Raw genomic sequence first — 23,301 nt, forward strand, 5'->3', positions numbered from 1 at the left:
CGGTCGGACCGCTCCAAACCCGCACCAGCACTAACCTGAGCCTGTGGCTACCGAGACCGCCCAGACCCTCGACCGTGGCCTGCGTCTGCTGCACGTGGTCGCGGAGACGCCCGGCGGCCTGACGATGACGGAGGCCGCAGCCCTCCTCGGCGTCGGCCGCGCCGTCGTGTACCGCCTGGTCGCCACCCTTTCCGAGCACGGCATGGTCCGCCGCGACCGCTCCGGCCGCCTCCGCCTGGGCGCCGGCGTCCTCCAGCTCGCCCGCCGCGCCCAGCCTCTCGTGGCGGACGCCGCCCTGCCGGCCTTACGCCGCCTGGCCGAGACCGTCGGCGCCACGGCCCACCTGACCATCGCCGACGGCGGCGAGGCCTACGCCCTCGCGGTGGTGGAGCCGAGCTGGACCCAGTTCCACGTCGCCTACCGGACCGGCTCCCGCCACGCCCTGGACGTGGGCGCCGCCGGCAAAGCCATCCTCGCCGGCCGCCGCGGCGACTACACCGCCATCACCACGGTCGGCGAACTCCAGCCCGGCGCCTACGGCGTGGCCGCGGCCGTCGCCGGCGTCGAGGGCCTGGAGGCGAGCGTGGGGGTGGTCGCCCTGACCGCGCTGGACCCGACCTCAGTCCCCACCCTTGTCACCACCGCCGCCACCACGGTCGCCTCCGCCCTGCGCTGATCCCACGCCGGGCCGTTCGGCGAGCTGCGCGCCGCTGAGCATCTGCTCATGCATCTCGCGGCGACGGGCGACGCGTTCGGTGCTGTCCCACATCGGGTCGGCGGCACGAGCCTTCGCCTTTACGTCGCGCCAGGTCGCGGCTTCGGTCATGACCCGTTCCTCTTCTCCGTGTTCTCCGTGATCGAGGTGGCTTACAGCGGTGGGGCGGGGTCGGTGCGGAGGCGGCTGTAGAGGTAGCCGTCGTGCCAGCGGCCGGCGCGGAACTCGCAGGCTCGGACGATGCCGTCCAGAGTGAAGCCGGCCTTCTCCAGGGATTTCTGTTCGGCGATGTTCTCCGGGTGGGTGCCGGCCTGGATGCGCTGGACCGGAGAGTGGGCGAAGAGGTGGTCGCACAGCATGGCCTGGGCGCGCCAGCCCAGGCCGCGGCCTCGCCATTGCGGGAGGAGGGCGATGCCGATCTCCCAGTAGCCGATGGGGCCGCTGTACTTGCCGGCGACATAGCTGACGAAGCCCGCCGCTACGCCGTCCGGGTCGGCCTCCACCATGAGGCGGCCCGAGCCGGGGCCGAGGTAGCCGTCCAGGGCGAAGCGCCGGTCGGCCGCGTGCGGGTCGCGGTAGCCGGACCAGTCCAGGCCGATGAGGCCCGGCTCGGTGGCGAACCGGTGGAACATCGCCAGGTCCGATTCGGTCACCGGACGGAGGCGGATGGCGCTCATCGAGCCTCATCCGGAGCGGACGACGAATCCCCAGCCGAATCCCCAGCCGAATCCGCAGCCGAAGAAGCAGGCGAAGAAGCAGGCGAAGAAGCAGGCGAAGACGGCGCTGAGGCGAGGAAGGCGCGGCTGATCGTGGCGAACAGCAGACCGAGCAGGAGCGCCACCGTGGCGAGGGAGAGGTCGGTGTCGGCGGAGTCGACGGCGGGGTTGCCGGCCAGGGACGTCATCGCCGCGCCGACAGCGGAGCCGATGAAGTACAGCAGCAGGTACGCCGGGATCAGCGCCAACGCGCAGGCGCCCGTGATGGCGAGGAGGCGCAGCGGGGGCACGTCGCCGGTGGCGGTGACCGCGGCCGCGGCGGCCGACGGCAGGAGGACCAGGCCGAGGGCGCCGAGCCAGCCGTACGCGGCGGTGGCCGGCCACGCGGCCAGCGCGGCCAGCGCGGCGAACGGCAACGCCCACAGGAGACGGTCCAGCGGCAGGAGCCCGACCGTGACGGCCGCGAGCATCACGATGAGGACGATTTTCAGCAGGGAGAGACCGTTCTCGACGCGGACGTCGGCGGCGTCGGTGACCGGCTCGTCCCACGGCGTCGTGATCAGCACGGTGACCGCGGCGGCCACCGCGAAGACCGTCGTCAGGAAGTGCGCCGGTCCGGGTTCGGGGGTCGCCACCGTACGGGCGGCGAACACCATCCCGGCGAACGCCACGGCGCCACCGACGGCCAGCCAGGCGGCCGCCGCGCCACCGCTGACGCCGGCCCGGTCGAGCGCCAGGTCAGCCCCGACCCAGATCACGGCCCCCACGGCGGCGGCGAGGACGGCCCGCAGATCGGCACGGAAGATGAGGACCACCCCGCCGAACGCGAGCAGGATCGCGAGCTGCCGGATGTCCCGCGGCCAGTACGTGTTGTTGCCGACGAACCCGGCCGCCGGAGACGGCTCCATGTACGGTTGGTAGATCGCCAGGCACACGGCCCAGATCACCGCCGCGGCGAGCCCGCTGAGCCCGCCGATCACGCTCCGCCAACGCATCCCCATCGCTGCATCCTGATCCCTGCCTGCCCGGAGCGGAACCCCTCCGGCCATGCTGTCCGTCAGGAGCAGGCATGCAGGAGTACGGGCCGCAGACCAACACCGTGCACAGCGGCGACATGTACGTGACTCAGCGTGGCGACATCAATGTCACCGGCCGGTCGGCGGCGCGGGAGCGGAAGATCCGGGTGCTGATGCTGGCGGCCAACCCCGGCAGCACCGAGCGGCTCGCGATCGACGAGGAGGCGCGGCAGGTCACCGAGCGGCTGCGGCTGGCGCACGACCGGGACGTGTTCGAGCTGATCACGTGCTGGGCGGTGCGGCCGATGGACCTGCTGCAGTACCTGAACCAGCACAACCCGCAGATCGTGCACTTCAGCGGGCACGGCAACCGGGCCGGCGAGGTGTACCTGTCCGCGGGCGACGGCACCGACCGGCGGGTGTCCGCGGCGCGGATCGGGGAGCTGTTCCGGACCGCCGGCGAGCAGATCCGGGTCGTCGTGCTCAACGCCTGCCACTCCGCCGCGCAGGCCGCCGAGATCGGCCGGCACGTCGACCACGTCGTCGGCATGAACGCGTCCGTCACGGACGAGGTCGCCACCATCTTCGCCGCGTCGTTCTACTCCGCGCTGGGCTTCGGCCGCCCGGTCCCGCAGGCGTTCGACCAGGCGGTCGCCGTGCTCGGCATGCACGACCCGGCCAGCCACACCATCCCGCAGCTGGTGTCGCGCCCCAACGCGAAGGAGCACCTGTGAGCAACGGCGGCCAGAACAACTCGGTCAACAACTGCGACCTGTACGCCACCCAGAGCGGCGACATCCACATCAACCACGGCGCCCCGCCCGCCAGGCGAGGCCCGCGCACCGACACCAAGGTCCTCTTCGGCACCCTGCTCGCCGACGCCGGCTACTTCCTCTACGGCGTGAAGGCGTACACGGGGAACGACACCAGCGCGGACATGTGGCGCTCCTGCACGTTCCTCCTCCTCTTCCTGGTCACCTGCGCCCTGCTCGGCCGCTGGGTCCGCCGCCGGATCTGACCAGGTCCTCGAACTCCCGCCGGAGGTCGAGGAGGCCGAGGCCGGACCGGCCGGTCGCCTGCTGGATCAGCTCGGTGAGCGGCCACTGTACGAGGCAGCCGAACCGGGCCGCGTAGATGCCGGCGCCGCGCAGCGCGTACCGGTCGCTGAAGTCCATCAGGGCGTAGCCGAGCAGCTGGTACACGTCGGTGGCGGCGAGCGCCGGTGACCTGCTGCCGTCCAGGCGCGGCCGGCCGCCGGAGCCCGACTTGATGTCGATGAGGAGCCCCGCGACGACGAGATCGGCGTCCGCCGCGAGCAGCTCGCTGCCGTCGAACGTCGGTCCACTGTGCACGGTCCCGGCCGCCAGTCCCGGCAGCAGCCGCGTCAGGGCGAGGTCGCGCATCGCGATCAGGTCGGCCACCTCGTCGTCGTTGGCGAGGGCGAGCAGGTCGTCCGCCCTGCTGCCGGCGGGGAGGGTGAACAGCCGCGAGCCGGTGGCCATCGGGTTGCGGAAGCGCTCGACCAGCAGCGCCAGCGCGTAGCAGGTCCGCGCCCACCACTCGTCCGGCCGGCCTTCGTGCAGGCCTGCCTCGAGCACGGTGGGGCGGCGCGGGCAGAGCACCTCCAGCAGCTCCCGGCCCGCCCCGTCGAACGCCGCCCGGCGGTCCCACAGTCCCCGGATCGGCAGTTCGAGGGACACCTTCGGGTCGACCAGCAGGCGGATCCACCAGTCGATCGCCCCGCCCTGCGTACCGAGGGCGACCGCCGCCGCCGGGGTGACCGCCAGTTCGTCGGCCGCTTCCCGGACGGCCTGCTGCAGTGGCGCCAGGTGCGGGAACGTGGCCCGCATCCACCGCCCGACCGGACTGTCGGTTTGCTGCACGGCGGCGGTGAGGCTCGGCATCCGTGCAGCCTACGGGCGCTTCCGCAACGAGCGTCAGGGGTGCGTCATCGACAGCAGGTCGAGGGCCTCGTCGAGCTGGGCCTGGGTGAGGGTGCCCCGGTCGAGGTGGCCGCGGGAGATGACGACGTCGCGGATGGTGTGGCCGGTGGCGAGGGCCTCCTTGGCGATGGCGGCGGCCTCGTCGTAGCCGAGGTAGCGGTTCAGGGGCGTGACGATCGACGGGGAGCCGGCGGCGTACGAGTGCAGGACCTCCTCGTTGGCCTCCAGGCCGTCGACGCAGCGGGCGGCGAAGAGGCGGGCGGCGTTGGCGAGGAGGCGGATGGACTCCAGGAGGTTGCGGGCGATCACCGGGAGCATGACGTTGAGCTCGAAGTCGCCCTGGGAGCCGGCGAACGCGACGGCGGCGTCGTTGCCGATGACCTGGGCGACGACCTGGCGGAGCGCCTCGGGGACGACGGGGTTGACCTTGCCGGGCATGATCGACGAGCCGGGCTGGAGGTCGGGCAGGCGCAGCTCGCGCAGGCCGGCGCGCGGGCCGGAGCCCATCCACCGGATGTCGTTGGCGATCTTGTACAGGCCGACGGCGATGGTCCGCAGCTGGCCGGAGGCCTCGACGAGGGCGTCGCGGGCGCCCTGGGCCTCGAAGTGGTTGCGGGCCTCGGTGAGCGGCAGGCCGGTCGTCTCGGCGAGGGCGGCGATCACCGCGGCGGAGAACGACGGCGGGGTGTTGATGCCCGTCCCCACCGCGGTGCCGCCGAGGGGCAGCTCGCAGACGCGCGGCAGGACTGACTGAATTCGATCGATGCCGTACCGGACCTGAGCGGCGTATCCGGAGAATTCCTGCCCGAGCGTCACCGGCGTCGCGTCCATGAGATGCGTCCGCCCCGCCTTGACCACAGACGCAAACGAGTCCGATTTATCCGACAAGGCGTCAGAAAGCACGGAGAGAGCCGGCACCAATTCGGATGTCAGCGCCGACGCGGCGGCGATGTGAATGGAGGTGGGAAATACGTCGTTGGACGACTGCGACGCATTCACGTGGTCATTCGGGTGTACCGGCGAGCCAAGCAACCGGGACGCCAGCGTCGCGATGACCTCATTGGCGTTCATGTTCGACGACGTGCCCGACCCCGTCTGGAACACGTCGATCGGGAACTGGTCGTCGTGCACGCCGCTCGCCACGTCCGCCGCCGCGGCCACGATCGCCTGCGCGAGCCCTTCGGGCAGGACGCCCAGCGAGGCGTTCACCGCGGCGGCCGCGCCCTTGATCTGCGCCAGGGCCCTGATGTGGGAGGACTCCAGCCGGCCGCCGGAGATCGGGAAGTTTTCGACGGCGCGCTGCGTCTGCGCCCGCCACAGCGCGTCGGCGGGGACGCGGACCTCGCCCATGGTGTCGTGCTCCACGCGGAATTCCATACGTTCTACAGTGCCCCGCGGCGACCGCCGTCAACGGTAGAGCGCGCCCAGATCACTGACGCCGAGCTCCTCGAAGAGCGCGACCGCCTGCTCGTGGCGGCCGAGGCCGGCCAGGGCGCGGGCCTGCTCGTACCGGTCGCCGATGCGCACGGACTTGGCGAGCGCCTCCTCGTTGAGCTGCCGGGCCTCGTCGTGCATGTCGAGGGCGCGCAGCGTGAGGGCGAGGTCGTTGGCGGTGAGGCACTGCCCGGAGACGTCGGCGACCTGGTCCATCAGCGACCGCGCGGCGCGCTGGCAGGCGAGGGCGTCGGCGAGGTGGCCCTGCAGGCGGTGCGCGGTGCCGAGCTTGCTGAGGGTCTCCGCGGAGCCGAACTGGTTGACCGAGTGCTGCTTCAGCGTCAGCGCGCGCCGCAGCAGGGCGGGCGCGACGGTGAGGTGGCCGAGGTGCAGGTGGTTGAGGCCGAGCTCGCCCATCATGATGCCGACGGCGCGCATCCCGCCGAGCGTGCGCGCGGCGGCGAGGCCGCGCCGGTTGGCCTGCAGGGCCTGGTCGTAGTTGCCGGCCTGGGTGTGCGCGATGCCGATCGTACTGTTGATCTTGAACTGGAGGTGCGCCGGGGCCTCGTCCAGGTGCAGCGCGGCGGCGGCCTCCGCGGCGGCGATGGCGGCGGCGTACTGGCCGAGCCGGCTGTGCAGCATCGCCATGTTGGTCAGCGCGGTGCCCATGAGCCGAGGGATGCCTTCCCGCTCGGCGATGGCGGTCACGAGCCGCAGCGTCGAGAGGGCGTCCGCCATGCGGCCCATCCGGAAGTACACGCCGGCGAGGTAGTTCTGGGCCTCCGCCTCCAGCTCCGCGCTGGGCAGGGTCCGCGCGGCCGCGATCGCCCGCTCGTACAGGTCGAGCTGCGCCTCGCCGTAGCCGAAGCCGAACAGGAACGGCGACACCGCGCGGGTCATCAGACAGATCTGCCGGTGCCGGCCGAGGTCGGAGGCGAGGCGCGCAGCGCTGAGGACGTTGGGCAGCTCGCGCTCCATCCACCCGCGCGCCTCGGCGATCCCGGTGAACACCCGCGCGGCCGGCGGCGGGGTGTCCAGCCGCAGCATGACGCGCGTGTCGGCCAGCTCCAGGAACGCGTTCGCGGCGGCCACGCTGTACAGATAATGATCGAGCATCCGGTCGACGACGGCGTCCGCGTCGGCCACGAGCTGGGCCGCGTAGTCCCGCAGGAGGTCGTGCAGCCGGTACCGGCCGGCCTCGGGCGCCTCGACCAGGTGGACGTCGACGAGGCCCTCCAGCAGCTCCTCGGCGTCCACCACGGGCAGCTGCGCCATGGCGGCGGCGACGGCCGGCTCGAAGTCACCCGCCGGGTGCACGCCGAGCACCGCGAAGAACTGCTGCAGGTGCACGGGCAGCTGCTGGAACGACAGCGCGAACGCCGCCGCCACGGTCCGCCCGTCGACGGCCAGCTCGGGCAGCCGCCGGTCGGCGCCGCGCAGCCGGCGGGCCAGGTCGGCGATCGTCCAGCTGGGCCGGTGCTGCAGCCGCGCGCCCGCGAGGCGCACCGCCAGCGGCAGGCGCCCGCACAGCTCCACCACCTCGACGGTGCACGCCGGGTCGGCGACGGCGCGGGCGCCGACGGTGCGTTGCAGCAGCTCCACCGCCTCGTCGAGCGGCAGCACGTCCAGCGACACGGGCCGGGCGCCGTCGAGCCCGCCGAGCCGGCGCCGGCTGGTGATGAGCACCCCCGTGAGCGCCGTGCCGGGCAGCAGCGGCAGCACCTGCGCGGAGTCCAGGGCGTTGTCGAGCAGCACCAGCACCCTGCGGTCGGCCAGCTCGGTCCGCCAGAGCACCGCGCGCTCGTCCGAGACGGCTGGGACGCGCTCCGGCGGTACCCCCAACTGCCGCAACAACGCGCCGAGCGCCTCCCCCGGGTCCAGCGGCGCCCGGTCGCTGTGCCCGCGCAGGTCGAGGTAGAGCTGCCCGTCGGGGAACCGGGGGGACACCGCGTGCGCGGCGCGGACGGCGAGCGTGGTCTTGCCGGTGCCGGCCATCCCGTCGATCGCGAGCACGGCGTGCCGCTCGTCGCTGAGCGCGGCCACGATCTCGGCGAACGCGTCGGCCCGCCCGGCGAAGTCCGCGATGTCGCGCGGCAGGCAGCGGGCGGCGCGGCGCCCCTCGTCGGCCGGCTCGGGCGGCGCGAGCAGCAGCGTCACGTCGCCGTTGAGGATCCTGCGGTGCAGCTCGACGAGCTCGGCGCCCGGCTCGATGCCGAGCTCCTCGGCGAGCATCGCCCGCCCCCGGCGGAACACGGCGAGCGCGTCGGCCCGCCGGCCCGTGCGGGCGAGCGCCGTCATCAGGTGCCCGCGGAACTGCTCGTGGTGCGGGAACCGCTCGACCAGGTCGGCGACCTCGGCGAGGATCTCCTCCGCCGCGCCGAGCCGCAGCTCCAGGTCCAGGCAGAGCGACAGGGCGGCGGTCCACTGCTCCTCCAGGTGCGCCGCGGAGGCGCGGACCGCGTCGGAGTCGACGTCGGCGAGCGGCCGGCCGCGCCACAGGGCGAGGGCGGCGCGCAGCTCGTCGCGGGCCGCGGCCAGGTCGCCGTCGGCCGCCGCGGCCCGGCCGCGCTCGACCCGGGTGGCGAAGACCAGGGCGTCCAGCTCGTCGGCGCCGACCTTGATGCGATACCCGGAAGGCTCGGTGATGACGAGCTCCTCGGGCAGCCCGGCGCGGCGCAGCAGCTGGCGGAGCCGGGAGACGCAGCTGTGCACCTGGGCCCGCGCGGTGGTCGGCGGGCTGGTGTCCCACAGGGCCGAGATCACCTGCTGGAACGGCACCAGCTGCCCTTCGCGCAGCAACAGCAGCGCCAGGAGGATCCGCTCACGGGGCGCTGCAACCGTGATCTCCGAGCCTGGCGTGCGGATCTGCACCGGCCCCAAGATCGAAAACTTGGTCGAATTGCGCATAACCACCCTCTGTGCGGCGCCTGCCTCCCCTCGAAGCTGCACGCGGTATTGCCCGATGGTAGTCAAATGAGAGCGGCGAAAGAGCAGCGCCGTGGAGTCTTTTTCGTGGAACGACATGCGTGTGCCGGAATGCGTCCAGGTCTTGCAGGCGGTTTGCTCATAAACCGGATTCGGGCTACTCAAGCCCTCTGCGGGGTTGCTCTGGACGAACGGGGACATTTCGGCGCGAAATCGCATTCTGGGGCCGCGCCCAACGTTGTGTGCGGCCCCCGTTCACCCTCCGGCCACACCGCCTTCGGCCGGCTCGCCCATCGTGTCGAGCTATGCCATTCCTGCTGCGCGCGGCCGTGACCGCCGCCGTCGCCGTCCCGGCCCTGCTGCTGTCGGCGACCCCCGCGTCCGCTCACGGCGCCACCCGGGTCACCGCGACGTCCACCCTGCCCTCGATCCCGCTCAGCGCCCTCGGCGTCGCCGACGACCGCGGCGTCAAGCTCGGCGGCATCGGCAGCGACATCTTCCCGACCGGCCGCCCCGGCGAGTACTGGACGATCACCGACCGCGGCCCCAACGGCCAGATCACGGTCGGCACCGAGAAGCGCCGGACCTTCCCGACCCCCGACTTCAACCCGACGATCGTCCGCGTCCGCGCCGCCGGTTCCGTCTTGAAGGTCGTGCAGACCATCCCGATCACGACCTCGTCCGGCAAGCCCGTCACCGGCCTGCCGAACCAGCTGCCGCACGATGAGCAGCCCTACACGTACAACGCCGGCACCCCGCTGTCGATCAACCCCGACGGCCTGGACACGGAAGGCATCGTCCGCGCCGATGACGGCACCTTCTGGCTGGTCGACGAGTACAGCCCCTCGCTGGTCCACGTCTCGTCCCGCGGCCGCGTCCTCGCCCGCTACGTCCCGTCGGGCCTGGGCCTGACCGGCACCGACTACCCGGTGATCGAGGCCTTCCCCGCCATCTACGCCTCCCGCAAGGTCAACCGCGGCTTCGAGGGCCTCGGCGTCCTCCCCGGCGGCGACCTGGTCATCGGCCTGCAGAGCCCCCTCCTGGTCCCGACCAAGGCCGCCGGCGAGGCGTCGCTGAACACCCGCCTGCTGCGCTTCTCCCCCCGCTCCGGCAAGGTCATCGGCGAGTACGCCTACCAGTTCGCCCCCGTCTCGGTCGTCGACCCCGGCCAGACCAACCCCGCCGAACTGAAGATCTCCTCCATCGTCGGCCTCGGCCCCGACACCGTCCTCGTCCAGGAGCGCACCGACCAGGCCGCCCGCCTCTACCGCGCCGACCTGCGCAAGGCCACCAACCTCCTCGGCGGCCCCTACGACAACCCTTTGACGGCGCCCTCCCTCGAGCAGGACGCGTCTGCGGTAACTGTCGTCCCGAAGACCCTCGTCATCGACCTGAACACCGTCCCCGGCACCCAGAAGAAGATCGAGGGCGTCGCCGTCCTGAACCCGTGGACGATCGCCCTCATCAACGACAACGACTTCGGCATGACCGACGGCCCAGCCGCCTTCGACGCCTCCGGCCGCCTGATCGACAGCGGCATCAAGACCACCCTGGTCACGGTCCGCCTCACCCACCCACTGGCATAGCCCGACGGGCCGCCTCCACCCCCGGTCGAGGCGGCCCACCTCACTGCCCGCCCATCTCCGTGATCTTCGGAATCACGACGCCATGGTTGGCACACGCCCCCGCCAGCGCGCTCCACTTCTCCACGAGCTGCGAACTAACCTGGCTCGACTCCCGTGCGCCAGAAGGTCGCCCGCCTGCCACGAGACTGCTACCGACACGGGTAGATGAAATATCCGCGACACGGGCTAATCGGGCGATCCACCGCAGTAAGATCCGGCGCCGTTACGGTGGGCGGGTGGCTAGGGGAGCGGTCCGGAACTTTGAGACGGCGCTCGGTGCGATCGGGGTGCTGGCGCTCATCATCACGGGGATTTTGGTCACCGGGTGGAATCCGCTGCCCAAGATGTCGATGGACTTCACGGGCTGGTGGGAGAAGGTCGCCTCCAGCGGCGGGAAGCTGTCGGAGCCCGAGACGTTGTGGACGGACCGGGTCGGGGGGCAGCCGTCGGCGGCCGTGATCGCCGGGGATGCCGTGGTCGTGCAGATGCGGGGGACGATCGAGGCCCGGGGGCTGCGCAGCGGGACGAAGCTGTGGGACAAGGAGGCCGACTGGGCCGCCGTCGCCGGGGACGGGGCCGGTCAGGTGGTCGTCGTCGGGCGGCGCGGGAAAGGGCTTGAGGCCGTCGACCCCGCGAACGGGTCCGTCAAGTGGAAGGACGGCGACGCGGTCGGGGCGTGGACCTACCGGGACTCGGTGCTGGCGCTGGCCTGCGGTGGGTTGACCGACTGCACGCTCACGGCGCGCTCACCCAAGGACGGGGCGCAGATCTGGAAGCTGACGCTGCCCGGGATCGGGCGGGTGCTCGCGGGCGTGAACACGGACCTGCTCGGGACCAGGCTGCTCTCCGACACGTACGACAACGCCGTCGAGGCGAGCCCGAACGCCATTCCGGCCATGCTGGGCTTCCCGATCGACCAGCGGGTGCAGGTGATCGACACGCTCAGCGGGAAGCGGTTGCGTACCGAAGAACCGACGAACACCAGTCGGATCGTGGTCGTCGGTGGGAGGGTCCTCGTCTCGACCGCGCAGCCGAAGGACGGCAACTGCCGCTACAGCCTGGAGGCGCGGGACGCCGCGACGGGCAAGACGGTCTGGCGCAAGGACGGCTACGACCTGCGGACGTCGTCCGGTGCGGGGTGTGAGCAGCGCAGGGACCCGGCGGGGGCGGACTCGGTGATCGCGGCGACCCGCGGGGACAACCGGGAGGTGTTCCTGTCGCCGCGCGACGGGCGGGAGCTGTTCGTGGGGGCGCTCGGGGACACGCTGGTCGCGGCCGACAGCCAGTACGGGCTGATCCGCGGCGCCGACAAGAAGACCCTCCAGGTGATCAACCTGACCACGGGGAAGACCGCGTGGAAGCAGGAGATCGGCGAGAAGGCGGACGTGGCGATCACCCGCTACGCGGTGCTGATCCGGGACTCGGGGACGCTCAAGGCGTACAAGCCGGACAACGGCACCCTCAGACTCGACGCGAAGACAAGCTCTGACGTCCTCGGCGTCGGACCGGACGGGCTGATCGTCTCCCGTGGCCGGAATCTGGGGTTTCTGCCGTACAGCTAGCGATGCTCCATCACGAGCGTGAACGACGTGCCGGGTTCGAGCGCCTCGTAGAGATGCGGCACGTCGCCGGGGAACGAGCAGTAGTCGTGCGGTGACAGGTCGACGGTCGCGTCGGACGGGCCGACCCGGAGGCGGCCGCTCATGAGGACCACGTGCTCGACGGTGCCCAGCAGGTGCGCGTCGGCCTTGCGGGGACCACCCATGCCGACGTTCATCAGGTAGATGTCGCGCTTCGCGCCGGGCGGGCAGGTGGCGAGCAGCGCGCCGCCGAAGTCGGCCTGCTCGGCCTGGATGGAGGGGCCCTCGCCGGCGCGGATCACCCGCGGGGCGGTCGGCGCTGGCGGCTCGACCAGGCGGCTGAACGGCACGTTGAGCGCCACCGCCAGGGCCCACAGGGTCTCGATGTTGGGGTTGCCGGCGCCGGACTCCAGCTGGTGGAGGGTCGACTTGGCGATGCCGGCCCGCTTCGCGACCTCACTCAGCGACAGCTTCTCCCGGTCGCGCTCGCGGCGCAGCGCGGCGGCGATGAACTCCAACGGCGCGCCCATGTGCGACCCCCTGTTCGGTCTAACGAACGAATCATTCGACTTGACGAACGGCTTCAGCGAAGTCCAGCATATCGAACTATGCGTTCGATGATACGAACACGGGATCCCATCGTCCGCGACGTCAGCGCGCTGTGTGCCGCGGCCGTCGTGGTCGGCCTCTCGTTCGGCGCGATCGCCACCGCCGCCGGCCTGCCGCTCAGCCAGATCGTGGTCATGTCGGCGTTCGTCTACGCGGGCGGCGCGCAGTTCCTCGCGGTCGGGCTCGTCTCCGCCGGCGGCACCGCGCTCGCGATCGTCCTGGCCGGCCTGCTGCTCAACGCCCGGCACCTGCCGTTCGGCCTGGCGATCGGCAACGAGACGCTCGGCGCGAGCCGGTGGCGGCGGATCGTCGGCAGCCACATCCTGACCGACGAGTCGGTCGCGTTCGCCCTGGCGCAGGACGACCCGGCGCAGCGCCGCCGCGCGTACTGGCTGACCGGTGTCGCGCTGTTCGTCACATGGAACATCGCCTCGACCGTCGGCGCGATCGCCGGCAGCGCCCTCGGCGACCCGAACCGCTACGGCATCGACGCGGCGTTCCCGGCCGCACTCCTGGCGCTGACGCTGCCCTCGTTGAAGGATTCCGCGTCGGTACGAGTGGCAGTCGCCGGTGCCGCGATCGCGCTCGCCACCACGCCGCTGCTGCCGGCCGGGTTGCCCGTGCTGCTGGCGCTGCTCGGACTCGCGTTCGCGCTGCCCGTGCCCGGTTCCAAGCGGCGGCCGTCATGAGCCTGCCCGTTCCGGGTTTTCCGGCGGCGGCCGTCCCGAGGCTGCCCGTTCTCACGTTCCGGAGGTGGCCGTCATGAGCTGGATCGCGATCATCGTCCTGGCCGCCGGCACGTACGCGCTGCGCTTCGCCGGACCCGTCCTGCGCAGCCGGCTGTCGGTCTCCGACGCCGTCAAGCGCTACCTGACCCTGGCCGCGGTCGCCCTGCTCGCCGCGCTCATCGGCACCGCCGCGCTGCTCGACGGCACCGACTTCGTCGGCGTCGCCCGGCCGGCCGGCGTCGTGGTCGGCGCCGTGCTCGCGTGGCGGAAGCTGCCGTTCGTGGTCGTCGTGGTGGCCGCCGCACTCACCGCCGCCCTGCTCAGACTGGCCGGAATCCAGTAACTACAGTCGAGGCATGCCTGAGTTCGCGTTCTCGCCGCTGCTGCCGCTCGGACCCGACACCACCGAATACCGGCTGGTCACCAGCGACGGGATCGGGCGCGACGGGCGGTTCCTCACCGTCTCCCCGGAGGCGCTGACGCTCCTCACCGACGAGGCGATGCACGACATCGCGCACTTCCTGCGCCCCGCGCACCTCGCCCAGCTCCGCTCGATCATCGACGACCCGCTGGCCTCCCCCAACGACCGGTTCGTCGCGCTCGACCTGCTCCGCAACGCCAACATCGCCGCCGGCGGTGTCCTGCCCATGTGCCAGGACACCGGCACCGCGATCGTCATGGGCAAGCGCGGCCGCTTCGTCCTCACCGACGGCGACGACGAGGCGGCCATCGCCCGTGGCGTGTTCGACGCGTACACCCGCCTCAACCTGCGCTACTCGCAGCTCGCCCCGCTGACCATGTGGGACGAGAAGAACACCGGCTCCAACCTGCCCGCGCAGATCGAGCTGTACGCCGAGGGCGACGACGCCTACAAGTTCCTGTTCATGGCGAAGGGCGGCGGCTCGGCCAACAAGAGCTACCTCTACCAGGAGACGAAGGCTCTGCTCAACCCGACCCGGATGATGCAGTTCCTGGAGGAGAAGCTCCGCCTGATCGGCACCGCCGCCTGCCCGCCGTACCACCTGGCCGTGGTCATCGGCGGCACCTCCGGCGAGCACGCGCTGAAGACCGCCAAGCTCGCCTCCGCGAAGTACCTCGACACGCTGCCCACGTCGGGCTCACCGACCGGCCACGGCTTCCGCGACCTGGAGCTGGAGGCCGAGGTGCTGCAGCTGACGCGGGAGTTCGGCATCGGCGCGCAGTTCGGCGGCCGGTACTTCTGCCACGACGTCCGCGTCGTCCGCCTCCCGCGACACGGCGCCTCCTGCCCCGTCGCGATCGCCGTCTCCTGCTCCGCCGACCGCCAGGCCGTCGGGAAGATCAACGAGTCCGGGGTCTGGCTGGAGCAGCTGGAGCGCGACCCGGCCCGCTTCCTGCCCGACGTCACCGACGAGCACCTGGACGACGACGTGGTCGCGGTCGACCTGACCCGCCCGATGTCGGAGATCCGCGCGCAGCTGTCGGCCCTGCCGGTGAAGACCCGCCTGTCCCTGACCGGCCCCCTGGTCGTGGCCCGCGACATCGCCCACGCCAAGATCGCCGAACGCCTGGACGCCGGCGAGCCGATGCCCGCCTACCTCCGCGACCACGCCGTCTACTACGCCGGCCCGGCCAAGACCCCCGAGGGCTACGCGTCGGGCTCGTTCGGCCCCACGACGGCCGGCCGCATGGACGCCTACGTGTCGAAGTTCCAGGCCGCCGGCGGCTCCCTCGTCATGCTCGCCAAGGGCAACCGCTCCAAGCAGGTCACCGAGGCCTGCAACACGCACGGCGGCTTCTACCTCGGCTCCATCGGCGGCCCCGCCGCCCGCCTGGCCCAGGACTGCATCAAGCACGTCGAGGTCCTCGAATACCCGGAGCTCGGCATGGAAGCCGTCTGGAAGATCGACGTCGTCGACTTCCCCGCCTTCATCGTCGTCGACGACAAGGGCAACGACTTCTTCGCCGAAGTCACCAAACCCGTCCTCACCGTCGGCCGCCGCTGACCTTCTCGCCGCCGGAAGCCCTCGCCCTCACCGGCGAGGGCTTCCGCGTTTGCGCTGCTGCCGAGGCGAACCCGATGGCCGGCTTCCACGACCGGGACGAAGTCTGGGCCGAGCTCCGACCTCAGGCGGCGTTGCGGGTCCGGTCCGAGTCGAGCGTCTCGGCGATGCGTTGCACAGCGGCGCTGAGGTACCGCAGCTCCGCGACCGGGTCGGGAGTGGTCTCGTTCACGAGCGCGGCCTCGATCCAGCGCCGGATGAGCGCGGACGGCGTGGTCCCCGTCTGGTCGGCGAGCCGCTTCACCGCGGCATCGACCTCGTGCGGTAACCGGACCGGCCGGACGACCGTGACCGGCGCGCCGACGGGTGGCAGCTCCGGCACCGGAGCCGAGTCGTCGTAGACAAGCTCGACCTCGCCCGCAGCGAACGCACGGGCGAACTCCTGGTCGGCGGCGATCTGGGCGTGGTCGAGATCGTCATGCATGGTCTTGCTCCCATTGCTCGAGTTGGGCGGCCTCAAGGGTTGTCATGGGTTTCGCCGCCACGATCATCGAATCAAGTCCGCCGAGATGACGGAGGACAACGATGATCGGACGTCCTGTGCCGGTGCGGGTCCAGATGGCGAGGTACGGGATGCCGTGCTGACCTTTGACTGGTCGAGGCCACCGGCGCGGGTTGTTGAGCGCCTGGGTGACCTCATGCTCGGCAACATCGCGGAGGATCGCCATGAGGCCGGGCATCCACTGGTATCCCACCTCTGCAGTGTATACGTTCTGTATACGGCCTGGCCAGGCGGCTGCGGCTGAACAGAGTTACCCCACGGGTGAGCGGGAGGCGGCGTGGACCAGGGGGAGGGTGCGGTGGGGGATCTGTTCGGCGAGGGCGATGATCGTCGAAGAGCGTTCGATGCCGTCGAAGCCCATGACGCGGTCGATGACGCGTTGGAGATCGGAGTTGGAGCGGGCGACGATGCGGCACATCAGGTCGCCTGAGCCGGTGATGGTGTGGGCCTCCAGGACCTCGGGGATCTCGGCGAGGTGGGCGGCGACCGGGTCGTGGCCGTAGCGCTGGCGGATCTCGAGGGTGACGAAGGCGGTCACGCCGTAGCCCAGGGCCGCGGGATCGATGTCGGGGCCGTAGCCGCGGATGACGCCGCGGTCGGTGAGGCGGTCGAGCCTGGCCTGGACCGTGCCGCGGGCGACCTGCAGGCGGCGGGAGCACTCCAGCACACCGATGCGGGGCTCCAGGGCGAGCAGCGCGATCAGCCGGGCGTCCAGCGTGTCGATCGGACTGGGCAACTTGTCCACCAGTACCCCCGAAACAAGCGGCAAAATGAGCAACCTGACCATGCAGAATAGCGTTCCTTGCACAGTCGCCGTGGGCGACCGAGGCTTGGCGCATGACCCAGGCTGTCGAGGACATCAACGAGCTCATCGGTGCTGTCGAGCGCGACGTTTCGCATGATCCGTTCCCGCTGACGGGGCTCGATCACGTGCTGTTCTACGTCGGCAACGCGAAGCAGGCCGCGCACTTCTATTCGACCGCGTTCGGGATGACACTGGTCGCGTACCGGGGGCCTGAGCAGGGCTACCGGGACCACGCGGAGTACGTGCTGCGGTCCGGCTCCGCGGTGTTCGTGCTGGCGGGCGGGGTGCACCGGCAGGCCGCGGCGACGCAGCACCACGAGCGGCACGGTGACGGGATCGCCGACATCGCGCTGGAGGTGCCTGACGTCGACGCCGCCTACGCGCACGCGCTGCGGCAGGGGGCGACCGGGCTCGAGCAGCCGCACGACGAGACGGACGAGCACGGGACCGTCAGGGTCGCGGCGATCGCGACGTACGGCGAGACCCGCCACACGCTGATCGACCGCTCGCGGTACAGCGGACCCTGGCGACCGGGCTTCGTGGCGAGGCAGCCCATCGTGGCGCCGCCGGCGAAGCGGTTCTTCCAGGCGGTCGACCACGTCGTCGGCAACGTCGAGCTGGGCAAGATGGACGAGTGGGTCGAGTTCTACAACCGGGTCATGGGCTTCACGAACATGGCGGAGTTCGTCGGTGACGACATCGCGACGGAGTACTCGGCGCTGATGAGCAAGGTCGTCGCCAGCGGCACCCGCAAGGTCAAGTTTCCGCTCAACGAGCCCGCCGTGTCGCGCAAGAAGTCGCAGATCGACGAATACCTGGAGTTCTACGGCGGGCCGGGCGCGCAGCACATCGCGCTGGCGACCGGGGACATCCTGCGGACCGTCGACGTGATGCGGGCGGCCGGGGTGGAGTTCCTGGTGACGCCCGACTCGTACTACGACGACCCGGAGCTGCGGGCGCGGATCGGCCGGGTGCGGGTGCCGATCGAGGACCTCAAGGCGCGCGGCATCCTCGTGGACCGCGACGAGGACGGGTACCTGCTGCAGATCTTCACCAAGCCGGTGCAGGACCGCCCGACGGTGTTCTTCGAGCTGATCGAACGGCACGGCTCGCTCGGCTTCGGCAAGGGCAACTTCAAGGCGCTCTTCGAGGCCATCGAGCGCGAACAGGAAATTCGCGGGAACCTGTAACACTGTCCGGGTGACATACCCTCAGCCTCCACAGCACAACCCATATCCCCAGGGCGCATACGGTGTACCGGCGCAGGCCTACTACGGGCCTCCGCCGGTCCCGATGGCGCCGACCGGCCAGCCGCTCGCCGGATTCGGCGCCCGGCTCGGCGCGTACCTCATCGACGCGATCGTCTTCAGCGTCATCTCGATGATCGTGATGATCCCGGCGATCATCGCGATCGTCGCCTGGATCGAGTCGCAGGCGGCGCAGATCGAGACCGACCCCGTCACCGGCCAGATCACCGACTCCCCCGACCCCGGAATGTTCGTCGGGCCGATCATCCTGATCTACGTCGCCCTCTTCGTCGTCTTGTTCGGCCTGAGCTACGTGTACTACGTCGAGCTGTTCCCGTCCCGCCGCGGTGTCACACTGGGGAAGCGGGCGCTCGGTCTGGCGCTCATCCGGCTCGACAACCCGTCGGCGCCGATCACCCGCGGGGTCGCCGCCAAGCGCTGGCTGATGCAGTACGTGGTGGCGATCTTCGTGCCGTTCTTCTCCTGGATCGACGGCCTCTGGCAGCTGTGGGACAAGCCATTCCAGCAGTGCCTGCACGACAAGGTCGCGGAGACGGTTGTGGTAAAGGTCAACAGGTGACAGCTCCAGGTTGGTACAAGGACCCCGTCGACCCGGCCGTCCAGCGGTACTGGGACGGTGAAGGCTGGATAGGCGACGCCATCCCGGCCGACGCGGTCGCGCCGGAGGGCCCGCCAGCCGTCGCGCCGCCACCCGTCGAACCGCCGCCGCGGCCCGTCCCGCAGATGGGCGCGGTGATCCTGCCGCCCGGCACGCCCGTGCCACCCGGCGGATTCCCACCCGGCCAGCTGCCGCCGGGTGCCATCGTGCTGCCGCCGGGCGCGCCGCTGCCGCCCGGCGCCCAGCCGCAGGGCACCCTCCCGCCCGGTGGGTACCCGACCGGCGCCGTCCAGGTGCTGCTCCCGCCGCAGGCCTACGCCGGCCTCAACCCGGCGGCGGCCATGCCGCACGGCCGCCAGGTCGCCGGCCTCGGCGCGCGGCTGCTCGCCCGGCTCGTCGACATCGCCGCACTGCTGCTGATCAACGCCGTGGTCACCGGCTGGTTCGTCTACCAGTACCTGCGCGAGATGTGGCCGGTGTTCCAGGAGTCGTACGACCGCTACCTGGCCAACGAGTCGCCCAGCGACGTCGTGCCGCCGGACCGCGCCAACTCGCTGCAGGTGGTGATCCTCATCCTCATCGCGGCCCTGTGGTTTGCCTACGAGGTGCCCGCGATCGCCAACAACGGCCAGACCCTGGGCAAGCGCCTGCTGAAGATCAAGGTCATGCGGCTGGAGAGCGAGGAGCGCATCGGCTACGGCCGCGCCATCCGCCGGTGGAACCCGCTGGGCCTGTCGGTGCTGCTGTGGACCTGCGGCGTCGGGTTCGTGCTGCAGTTCCTCGACAGCCTCTCGCCGGTGATCGACTGGCCGCTGCACCGGGCCTTCCACGACCGTTCGGCCGGCACCGTCGTGGTGCGGGACGTTCCGCAGCAGCCTTCTGAACCCAGTGGAGATCCTTCATGACCCGCCTCACGCGACCCGACCTCGACGCCCTGCCCGCCTACGTCGCCGGCCGCACCGTGCCCGGCGCGATCAAACTGGCGAGCAACGAGGTCCCGTACGGCCCGCTGCCCGGCGTCGTCGACGCGGTCACGGCGGCGATCAGCGGCGCCCACCGGTACCCGGACCCGGGCGCCACCGCGCTGCGCTCCACGCTCAGCGACCGGCTGGGCGTGGACCCGGACCGCATCGCCACCGGCTGCGGCTCCGTCGCCCTCTTCGAGCACCTCTTCCGCGCGACCTGCCTCCCGGGCGACGAGGCCGTCTACACCTGGCGCTCGTTCGAGGCGTACCCGATCATCGCCGCCGCCTCCGCCGCGACCAGCGTCCGCGTGCCCAACACCGCCTCGCACGAGCACGACCTGCCGGCCATGGCCGCCGCGATCACCGACAAGACCCGCCTGGTCATCGTCTGCAACCCGAACAACCCGACCGGGACCGCCGCCGGCAAGGCCGCTCTCGACGCGTTTCTGGATGCTGTACCGCCGACGGTGCTGGTCGCCCTGGACGAGGCGTACCGCGAGTTCGTCACCGACCCCGACGTGCCCGACGGCCTGGTCGAGTACGGCGACCGCCCCAACGTCGTCGTCCTGCGCACCCTCTCGAAGGCGTGGGGCCTGGCCGGCCTGCGCGTCGGCTACCTGATCGGCTCCCCCGAGGTCGCCGCGACCGTGCGCAAGGTCATCACGCCGTTCTCGACCTCGGCGACGGCGCAGGCCGCGGCCCTGGCCGCCCTGCAGTCCGCCGACGAGATGCAGCGCCGGGTCGACCTGATCACCGCCGAGCGCGAGCGGGTCGTCACCGCCGTCCGCAAGGTGTACCCGGATGTCCCCGACACCCAGGCGAACTTCTTCTGGCTGCCACTGGGCGACGCCGCCCTGGACTTCGCCGCCAAGTGCGAGGAGTCCGGCGTGATCGTCCGCGCCTTCGCCGGCGACGGCGTCCGCGTCACGATCAGCTCCCCCGGCGAGAACGACGCCTTCCTCGACTGCCTCTGACCGCTGCGCTCACGATCCGGAAGACCTCGCCCAGCCCGAGGCCTTCCGGATCCCTGCATGGCGAGCGCCCCTGACCCGCACCACTCCCGACCTTGACCGGCCCTCACGCAGCGCACCCTTCCGCTGACGCAGCACGCCAGCACAAGGCCGCCACCACCCCGACGCCGCCCGGCAGCCGATCCAGCCGCCCCAGCACAGACGTTGGTCAATACGATCCCAGCACACGCGCAGGCCGACGCAGTGCCGCCACACAGACTTTGGTCAATGCCCCGAAAAGTCCGATTTCCGCCATCGACGTTGCGCGATCCACCCACAAATCAGAGATCCACTTGTGGACCGATCGCGCACCGTCGATGGAACAAAAGCCGCATACATGGGCATTGACCAACGTCTGTGCGGGAGGTGGAAGGCCTGCGGTGCGAGGCGGAAGGCACGAGCGGAAGGCGTCAGCGGAAGTCGCGGGGCGAAGAGACGGAGGCCGCGAGGCAGAAGACGCAGGCCGCAGCCCTCGACAAACATCGTCGAAAGCGTGAAACAGGCGCAGGCCGCGGAAGGTGCAGGCGAACAGCGCCAGGCAGACGGCGTGAGGCGGAAGGCTCGGCTGGTGCAGCAGCGCCGGCGCGCGGGCGGCGGTGCGGTGCTGCACGTGGTCGACGCTCAGGCAGAGGCGGAGGCGCGAGGTGGGAGACAGGCGCGGAGAGCGGGAGGCGGAGAGCACGTGCGGGAGGCGTGAGGCGGAGAGCACGCGCGAGAGACGGGAGGGCTGGGTGGGGGTGGGGGCTACGGGAGCTTGTCGAGGAGGGTCTTCATCTCGGCGAGTTCGGCGGTCTGGGTTGTCGCGATCTCGGCGGCGAGGTGTTTGACCGCTGAGCCCTGGTCCTGGGCGGTCTTCGCGGTCTCGATGGCGCCCTCGTGGTGCTTGATCATGAGGGTCAGGAACCTGGTGTCGAAGGCGGGGCCGGTGGCGGCCGCGAGCTGGCGGAGCTCGGTGTCGGTGAGCATGCCGGGCATGCCGCCCATGTCGCCCGCTTCGTGATGCATGGGGCCCGGGACCGGCTCGCCCCATGAGCGGAGCCAGGCGGACATGGTGGCGATCTCGGGATCCTGGGCCTTGCGGATCTTCGCGGCGAGGGCCTTCACGTCGGGGCTCGAGGCGTGGGTGGCGGCCAGGTCGGCCATGTCCACGGCCTGCTGGTGGTGGGGGATCATGTCGGTCGCGAACTGCACGTCGGTCGCGTTGAAGGCAACGGAGACCGTCGGCGACGCGCCGGCCGATGCCGTCACCCTCGGCGTGGCATCGTGACCATGCGAGCCGGAGCCAGAGCCGGAAGAGCAGGCGGCCAGCAGCGCCGAGGTCAGCGTGACGGCCGCAGCAAGGCCACCGCCGCGAGCACGACCGCCGCGAGCAGGGGCGCCGGCAAGGGCGGGTGGCATCAGCCGATGCCGACCAGGACGACGGTGTTCATGCTGAAGTAGTACCTGTCGTCGATCTCCGACGCGTTGGTGGTGTGCAGGCGCTCCACGCTCAGGTAGCCGCCGTGCAGGTACAGCTCGCTGAACACGAACCTGTCCTCCGGCCGGATCCGTAGCTCGGTGCTCGACGTGACGGCGCCGGTGACGACGTTCAGGACCAGGAGCTGGTAGTCGCGGTTGATCAGGTAGACGTTGCGCTGGTCGGCGCCGATCAGCGTGCCCGAGACCTCCGACATCCACAGGCGCTGGCCGGACGTGCGGGAGAACGCCCAGATGTAGCCGCCCACGACCTGCTCGGCCAGGACGTCGCCGACCACGACGACCTTGTCCTTGTCGGGCACGAGCTCCGGCTTGACGATGTGGTCGGCGCCGAGGGACCAGTACGTGGGGGTGATGCTGCCGATGCCTGAGGCGGCGTCAGCGAAGGAGACCACGTCGCCGGTCGGGGCGGCCTTGAACAGGGCGCAGCCCGAGCGGCCGAGCTGGCAGGAGGTCGGCTCCAGGTACCAGTTGGTGATGTTGTCGGGGCCGATCGACGCGCCCGGCGGGCGCCATGTGGTGAGGAGGGCGCCGGTGCCGGCGTCGTACACCTCGAGGGTCGCCGGCTTGGCGCAGGTGTCCTTCACGAAGTAGGCGTCGAGGCTGGTCCAGTCGACGGCGTGGCAGCCGGGGGTGGCGGCGAAGGAGTGGGTCCAGCGGATCTTGCCGTCGACCGGGTCGATGGCCTGCACGACGTCTTTGCCGGTGGCGATGACGACCTGCTGGTGGTCCAGCGCCGAGGTGGTGACGAAGAGGTCCTCCGGGCTGTACAGCGTCTTCGCGCCGGTGCGGCGGCCTTTGAACGTCTCGCCGTCGGCGGGGTCGATGCGCACCTGCCAGACGATGTCGCCCTTCTCGGCGTCAAGGGCGACGATCTCGCCGTCGGACCACTTGGTGACGACCACGGACATGCCGACGCCGCTGGCGGGCTTCTCGACGGCGACGACCGAGACGACCTCCGCGGGCCAGCGCCGGTACGCCCAGTGCGGCGTCATCAGCCGCTGCGCGGTCACGGGCGTGTCGGCGAACACCCGGCGCTGCTCGGTGTAGACGCGCAGGCGGCCCTCGACGATCAGCGGAGCGGAGGGCAGCTCGGCGTACTGGATGGACTTGATCGGCTCGGGCGACGGCACCGGCTTCTTGGCGCTGCTGACCGTCTCGGCCGGCTTGAGGGTCCGGTACGCGGTGACGCCCATCGCCGCGATGACCACGAGCGCGAGGAGCGCGGTGAGCACCCGGCGCAACGACCGGGGCCAAGTCCGCGGGCGCACCGAAAGACGCCCAGCACCACCGGTCCCCATAACCACCTCCGCGGGGCACCATACCCGGCGATCGTCGCATTCT

General features: G+C 71.2%; 23 protein-coding genes. 12 read left to right on the top strand and 11 right to left on the bottom strand.

All coding sequences use genetic code 11. The annotated features are described in order from the left end of the window. Positions 1 to 43 precede the first annotated feature (43 nt). Positions 44 to 676 (top strand): helix-turn-helix domain-containing protein, encoded by a 633-nt coding sequence (locus AB0I21_RS38720; protein WP_344509213.1) that lies wholly within the window; start codon positions 44 to 46, stop codon positions 674 to 676. 191 nt (positions 677 to 867) lie between these two features. Here AB0I21_RS38720 and AB0I21_RS38725 read toward each other — a convergent pair whose 3' ends face one another. Next, entirely contained in the window at positions 868 to 1,392 is a 525-nt protein-coding gene (locus AB0I21_RS38725) for a GNAT family protein (protein ID WP_360568673.1), read from the bottom strand. Next, the gene (locus AB0I21_RS38730) at positions 1,389 to 2,432 is read right to left on the bottom strand and encodes a hypothetical protein (RefSeq protein WP_360568674.1); all 1,044 of its coding nucleotides are present in this window, start codon (positions 2,430 to 2,432) and stop codon (positions 1,389 to 1,391) included. Before AB0I21_RS38730 ends, AB0I21_RS38725 begins: the two co-directional genes overlap by 4 nt. A 68-nt stretch (positions 2,433 to 2,500) precedes the next feature. Between AB0I21_RS38730 and AB0I21_RS38735 the strand changes: the two genes are divergently transcribed. Both AB0I21_RS38735 and AB0I21_RS38740 read left to right on the top strand, forming a co-directional pair. Further along, on the top strand, positions 2,501 to 3,181 hold the full coding sequence (locus AB0I21_RS38735) for a CHAT domain-containing protein (protein WP_360568675.1): 681 nt from the start codon (positions 2,501 to 2,503) through the stop codon (positions 3,179 to 3,181). Beyond that, positions 3,178 to 3,465 carry a hypothetical protein gene (locus AB0I21_RS38740; RefSeq protein ID WP_360568676.1) on the top strand — a complete coding sequence of 96 codons (288 nt, stop codon included), beginning with the start codon at positions 3,178 to 3,180 and terminating at the stop codon, positions 3,463 to 3,465. Before AB0I21_RS38735 ends, AB0I21_RS38740 begins: the two co-directional genes overlap by 4 nt. Here AB0I21_RS38740 and AB0I21_RS38745 read toward each other — a convergent pair. Genes AB0I21_RS38745 through AB0I21_RS38755 form a run of 3 tightly spaced genes read right to left on the bottom strand, consistent with a single transcriptional unit; the run spans position 3,422 to position 8,695 of the window. Continuing rightward, positions 3,422 to 4,351, bottom strand: a complete 930-nt coding sequence (locus tag AB0I21_RS38745; protein WP_360568677.1) for a hypothetical protein — start codon at positions 4,349 to 4,351, stop codon at positions 3,422 to 3,424. The genes AB0I21_RS38740 and AB0I21_RS38745 overlap by 44 nt on opposite strands. 33 nt (positions 4,352 to 4,384) lie before the next feature. Next, positions 4,385 to 5,767, bottom strand: a complete 1,383-nt coding sequence (locus AB0I21_RS38750) for a class II fumarate hydratase (protein WP_360568678.1) — start codon at positions 5,765 to 5,767, stop codon at positions 4,385 to 4,387. A 30-nt stretch (positions 5,768 to 5,797) separates the two neighbouring features. Then, entirely contained in the window at positions 5,798 to 8,695 is a 2,898-nt protein-coding gene (locus tag AB0I21_RS38755) for a BTAD domain-containing putative transcriptional regulator (RefSeq protein ID WP_360568679.1), read from the bottom strand. 359 nt (positions 8,696 to 9,054) lie between these two features. Between AB0I21_RS38755 and AB0I21_RS38760 the strand changes: the two genes are divergently transcribed. Both AB0I21_RS38760 and AB0I21_RS38765 read left to right on the top strand, forming a co-directional pair. Continuing rightward, positions 9,055 to 10,335 carry an esterase-like activity of phytase family protein gene (locus AB0I21_RS38760; protein ID WP_360568680.1) on the top strand — a complete coding sequence of 427 codons (1,281 nt, stop codon included), beginning with the start codon at positions 9,055 to 9,057 and terminating at the stop codon, positions 10,333 to 10,335. Between the two features lie 275 nt (positions 10,336 to 10,610). Then, positions 10,611 to 11,936 (top strand): PQQ-binding-like beta-propeller repeat protein, encoded by a 1,326-nt coding sequence (locus AB0I21_RS38765; RefSeq protein WP_344509190.1) that lies wholly within the window; start codon positions 10,611 to 10,613, stop codon positions 11,934 to 11,936. On the opposite strand, the gene AB0I21_RS38770 is transcribed toward AB0I21_RS38765, so the two are convergent. Further along, positions 11,933 to 12,484, bottom strand: a complete 552-nt coding sequence (locus tag AB0I21_RS38770) for an XRE family transcriptional regulator (RefSeq protein WP_344509188.1) — start codon at positions 12,482 to 12,484, stop codon at positions 11,933 to 11,935. The genes AB0I21_RS38765 and AB0I21_RS38770 overlap by 4 nt on opposite strands. A gap of 87 nt (positions 12,485 to 12,571) precedes the next feature. Here AB0I21_RS38770 and AB0I21_RS38775 point away from each other — a divergent pair, with 87 nt between their 5' ends. The 3 genes from AB0I21_RS38775 to AB0I21_RS38785 all read left to right on the top strand — a co-directional run bounded on the left by AB0I21_RS38775 (position 12,572) and on the right by AB0I21_RS38785 (position 15,276). Next, a complete protein-coding gene (locus tag AB0I21_RS38775) occupies positions 12,572 to 13,252 on the top strand; it encodes an AzlC family ABC transporter permease (RefSeq protein WP_344509186.1) in 681 nt (226 codons plus the stop codon). Between the two features lie 73 nt (positions 13,253 to 13,325). Then, complete coding sequence (locus AB0I21_RS38780) at positions 13,326 to 13,634, top strand: AzlD domain-containing protein (RefSeq protein ID WP_344509184.1); 309 nt, start codon at positions 13,326 to 13,328, stop codon at positions 13,632 to 13,634. 13 nt (positions 13,635 to 13,647) lie between these two features. Next, positions 13,648 to 15,276 (top strand): fumarate hydratase, encoded by a 1,629-nt coding sequence (locus AB0I21_RS38785; protein WP_360568681.1) that lies wholly within the window; start codon positions 13,648 to 13,650, stop codon positions 15,274 to 15,276. A gap of 121 nt (positions 15,277 to 15,397) precedes the next feature. On the opposite strand, the gene AB0I21_RS38790 is transcribed toward AB0I21_RS38785, so the two are convergent. The 3 genes from AB0I21_RS38790 to AB0I21_RS38800 are packed head-to-tail and all read right to left on the bottom strand — an operon-like array spanning position 15,398 to position 16,571. Beyond that, positions 15,398 to 15,757, bottom strand: coding sequence for a CopG family transcriptional regulator (locus AB0I21_RS38790; protein WP_360568682.1), 360 nt, complete (start codon positions 15,755 to 15,757; stop codon positions 15,398 to 15,400). Next, positions 15,750 to 16,028 carry a hypothetical protein gene (locus AB0I21_RS38795; RefSeq protein ID WP_360568683.1) on the bottom strand — a complete coding sequence of 93 codons (279 nt, stop codon included), beginning with the start codon at positions 16,026 to 16,028 and terminating at the stop codon, positions 15,750 to 15,752. Before AB0I21_RS38795 ends, AB0I21_RS38790 begins: the two co-directional genes overlap by 8 nt. Positions 16,029 to 16,085: 57 nt before the next feature. Further along, the gene (locus AB0I21_RS38800) at positions 16,086 to 16,571 is read right to left on the bottom strand and encodes an Lrp/AsnC family transcriptional regulator (RefSeq protein WP_360568684.1); all 486 of its coding nucleotides are present in this window, start codon (positions 16,569 to 16,571) and stop codon (positions 16,086 to 16,088) included. A gap of 101 nt (positions 16,572 to 16,672) precedes the next feature. Between AB0I21_RS38800 and hppD the strand changes: the two genes are divergently transcribed. Genes hppD through hisC form a run of 4 tightly spaced genes read left to right on the top strand, consistent with a single transcriptional unit; the run spans position 16,673 to position 20,445 of the window. Then, entirely contained in the window at positions 16,673 to 17,830 is a 1,158-nt protein-coding gene (gene hppD / locus AB0I21_RS38805) for a 4-hydroxyphenylpyruvate dioxygenase (protein WP_360568685.1), read from the top strand. A 10-nt stretch (positions 17,831 to 17,840) separates the two neighbouring features. Then, complete coding sequence (locus AB0I21_RS38810) at positions 17,841 to 18,467, top strand: RDD family protein (RefSeq protein ID WP_360568686.1); 627 nt, start codon at positions 17,841 to 17,843, stop codon at positions 18,465 to 18,467. Further along, positions 18,464 to 19,411 (top strand): RDD family protein, encoded by a 948-nt coding sequence (locus tag AB0I21_RS38815; RefSeq protein ID WP_360568687.1) that lies wholly within the window; start codon positions 18,464 to 18,466, stop codon positions 19,409 to 19,411. The genes AB0I21_RS38810 and AB0I21_RS38815 overlap by 4 nt, the downstream gene beginning before the upstream one ends. Next, positions 19,408 to 20,445, top strand: coding sequence for a histidinol-phosphate transaminase (hisC, locus tag AB0I21_RS38820; protein WP_360568688.1), 1,038 nt, complete (start codon positions 19,408 to 19,410; stop codon positions 20,443 to 20,445). Before AB0I21_RS38815 ends, hisC begins: the two co-directional genes overlap by 4 nt. Before the next feature lie 780 nt (positions 20,446 to 21,225). Here the strand turns inward: hisC and AB0I21_RS38825 are convergent. Together AB0I21_RS38825 and AB0I21_RS38830 are read right to left on the bottom strand one after the other, a co-directional pair. Next, positions 21,226 to 21,729, bottom strand: coding sequence for a DUF305 domain-containing protein (locus AB0I21_RS38825; RefSeq protein ID WP_360568689.1), 504 nt, complete (start codon positions 21,727 to 21,729; stop codon positions 21,226 to 21,228). A 149-nt stretch (positions 21,730 to 21,878) separates the two neighbouring features. After that, complete coding sequence (locus AB0I21_RS38830; RefSeq protein WP_360568690.1) at positions 21,879 to 23,192, bottom strand: PQQ-binding-like beta-propeller repeat protein; 1,314 nt, start codon at positions 23,190 to 23,192, stop codon at positions 21,879 to 21,881. Positions 23,193 to 23,301 lie beyond the last annotated feature (109 nt).

It is taken from the genome of Dactylosporangium sp. NPDC050588 (assembly GCF_040654975.1).
Lineage (GTDB): Bacteria > Actinomycetota > Actinomycetes > Mycobacteriales > Micromonosporaceae > Dactylosporangium > Dactylosporangium maewongense.

Excerpts from the sequence above, each read along its gene's own strand:
- AB0I21_RS38735 (WP_360568675.1), top strand. The coding sequence starts at position 2,501 with ATGCAGGAGTACGGGCCGCAGACCAACACCGTGCACAGCGGCGACATG.
- AB0I21_RS38790 (WP_360568682.1), bottom strand. The coding sequence starts at position 15,757 with ATGCATGACGATCTCGACCACGCCCAGATCGCCGCCGACCAGGAGTTC.
- AB0I21_RS38730 (WP_360568674.1), bottom strand. The coding sequence starts at position 2,432 with ATGGGGATGCGTTGGCGGAGCGTGATCGGCGGGCTCAGCGGGCTCGCC.
- hppD (WP_360568685.1), top strand. The coding sequence starts at position 16,673 with ATGACCCAGGCTGTCGAGGACATCAACGAGCTCATCGGTGCTGTCGAG.
- AB0I21_RS38750 (WP_360568678.1), bottom strand. The coding sequence starts at position 5,767 with ATGGAATTCCGCGTGGAGCACGACACCATGGGCGAGGTCCGCGTCCCC.
- AB0I21_RS38785 (WP_360568681.1), top strand. The coding sequence starts at position 13,648 with ATGCCTGAGTTCGCGTTCTCGCCGCTGCTGCCGCTCGGACCCGACACC.
- AB0I21_RS38725 (WP_360568673.1), bottom strand. The coding sequence starts at position 1,392 with ATGAGCGCCATCCGCCTCCGTCCGGTGACCGAATCGGACCTGGCGATG.
- AB0I21_RS38780 (WP_344509184.1), top strand. The coding sequence starts at position 13,326 with ATGAGCTGGATCGCGATCATCGTCCTGGCCGCCGGCACGTACGCGCTG.
- hisC (WP_360568688.1), top strand. The coding sequence starts at position 19,408 with ATGACCCGCCTCACGCGACCCGACCTCGACGCCCTGCCCGCCTACGTC.
- AB0I21_RS38745 (WP_360568677.1), bottom strand. The coding sequence starts at position 4,351 with ATGCCGAGCCTCACCGCCGCCGTGCAGCAAACCGACAGTCCGGTCGGG.
- AB0I21_RS38760 (WP_360568680.1), top strand. The coding sequence starts at position 9,055 with ATGCCATTCCTGCTGCGCGCGGCCGTGACCGCCGCCGTCGCCGTCCCG.
- AB0I21_RS38775 (WP_344509186.1), top strand. The coding sequence starts at position 12,572 with ATGATACGAACACGGGATCCCATCGTCCGCGACGTCAGCGCGCTGTGT.
- AB0I21_RS38770 (WP_344509188.1), bottom strand. The coding sequence starts at position 12,484 with ATGGGCGCGCCGTTGGAGTTCATCGCCGCCGCGCTGCGCCGCGAGCGC.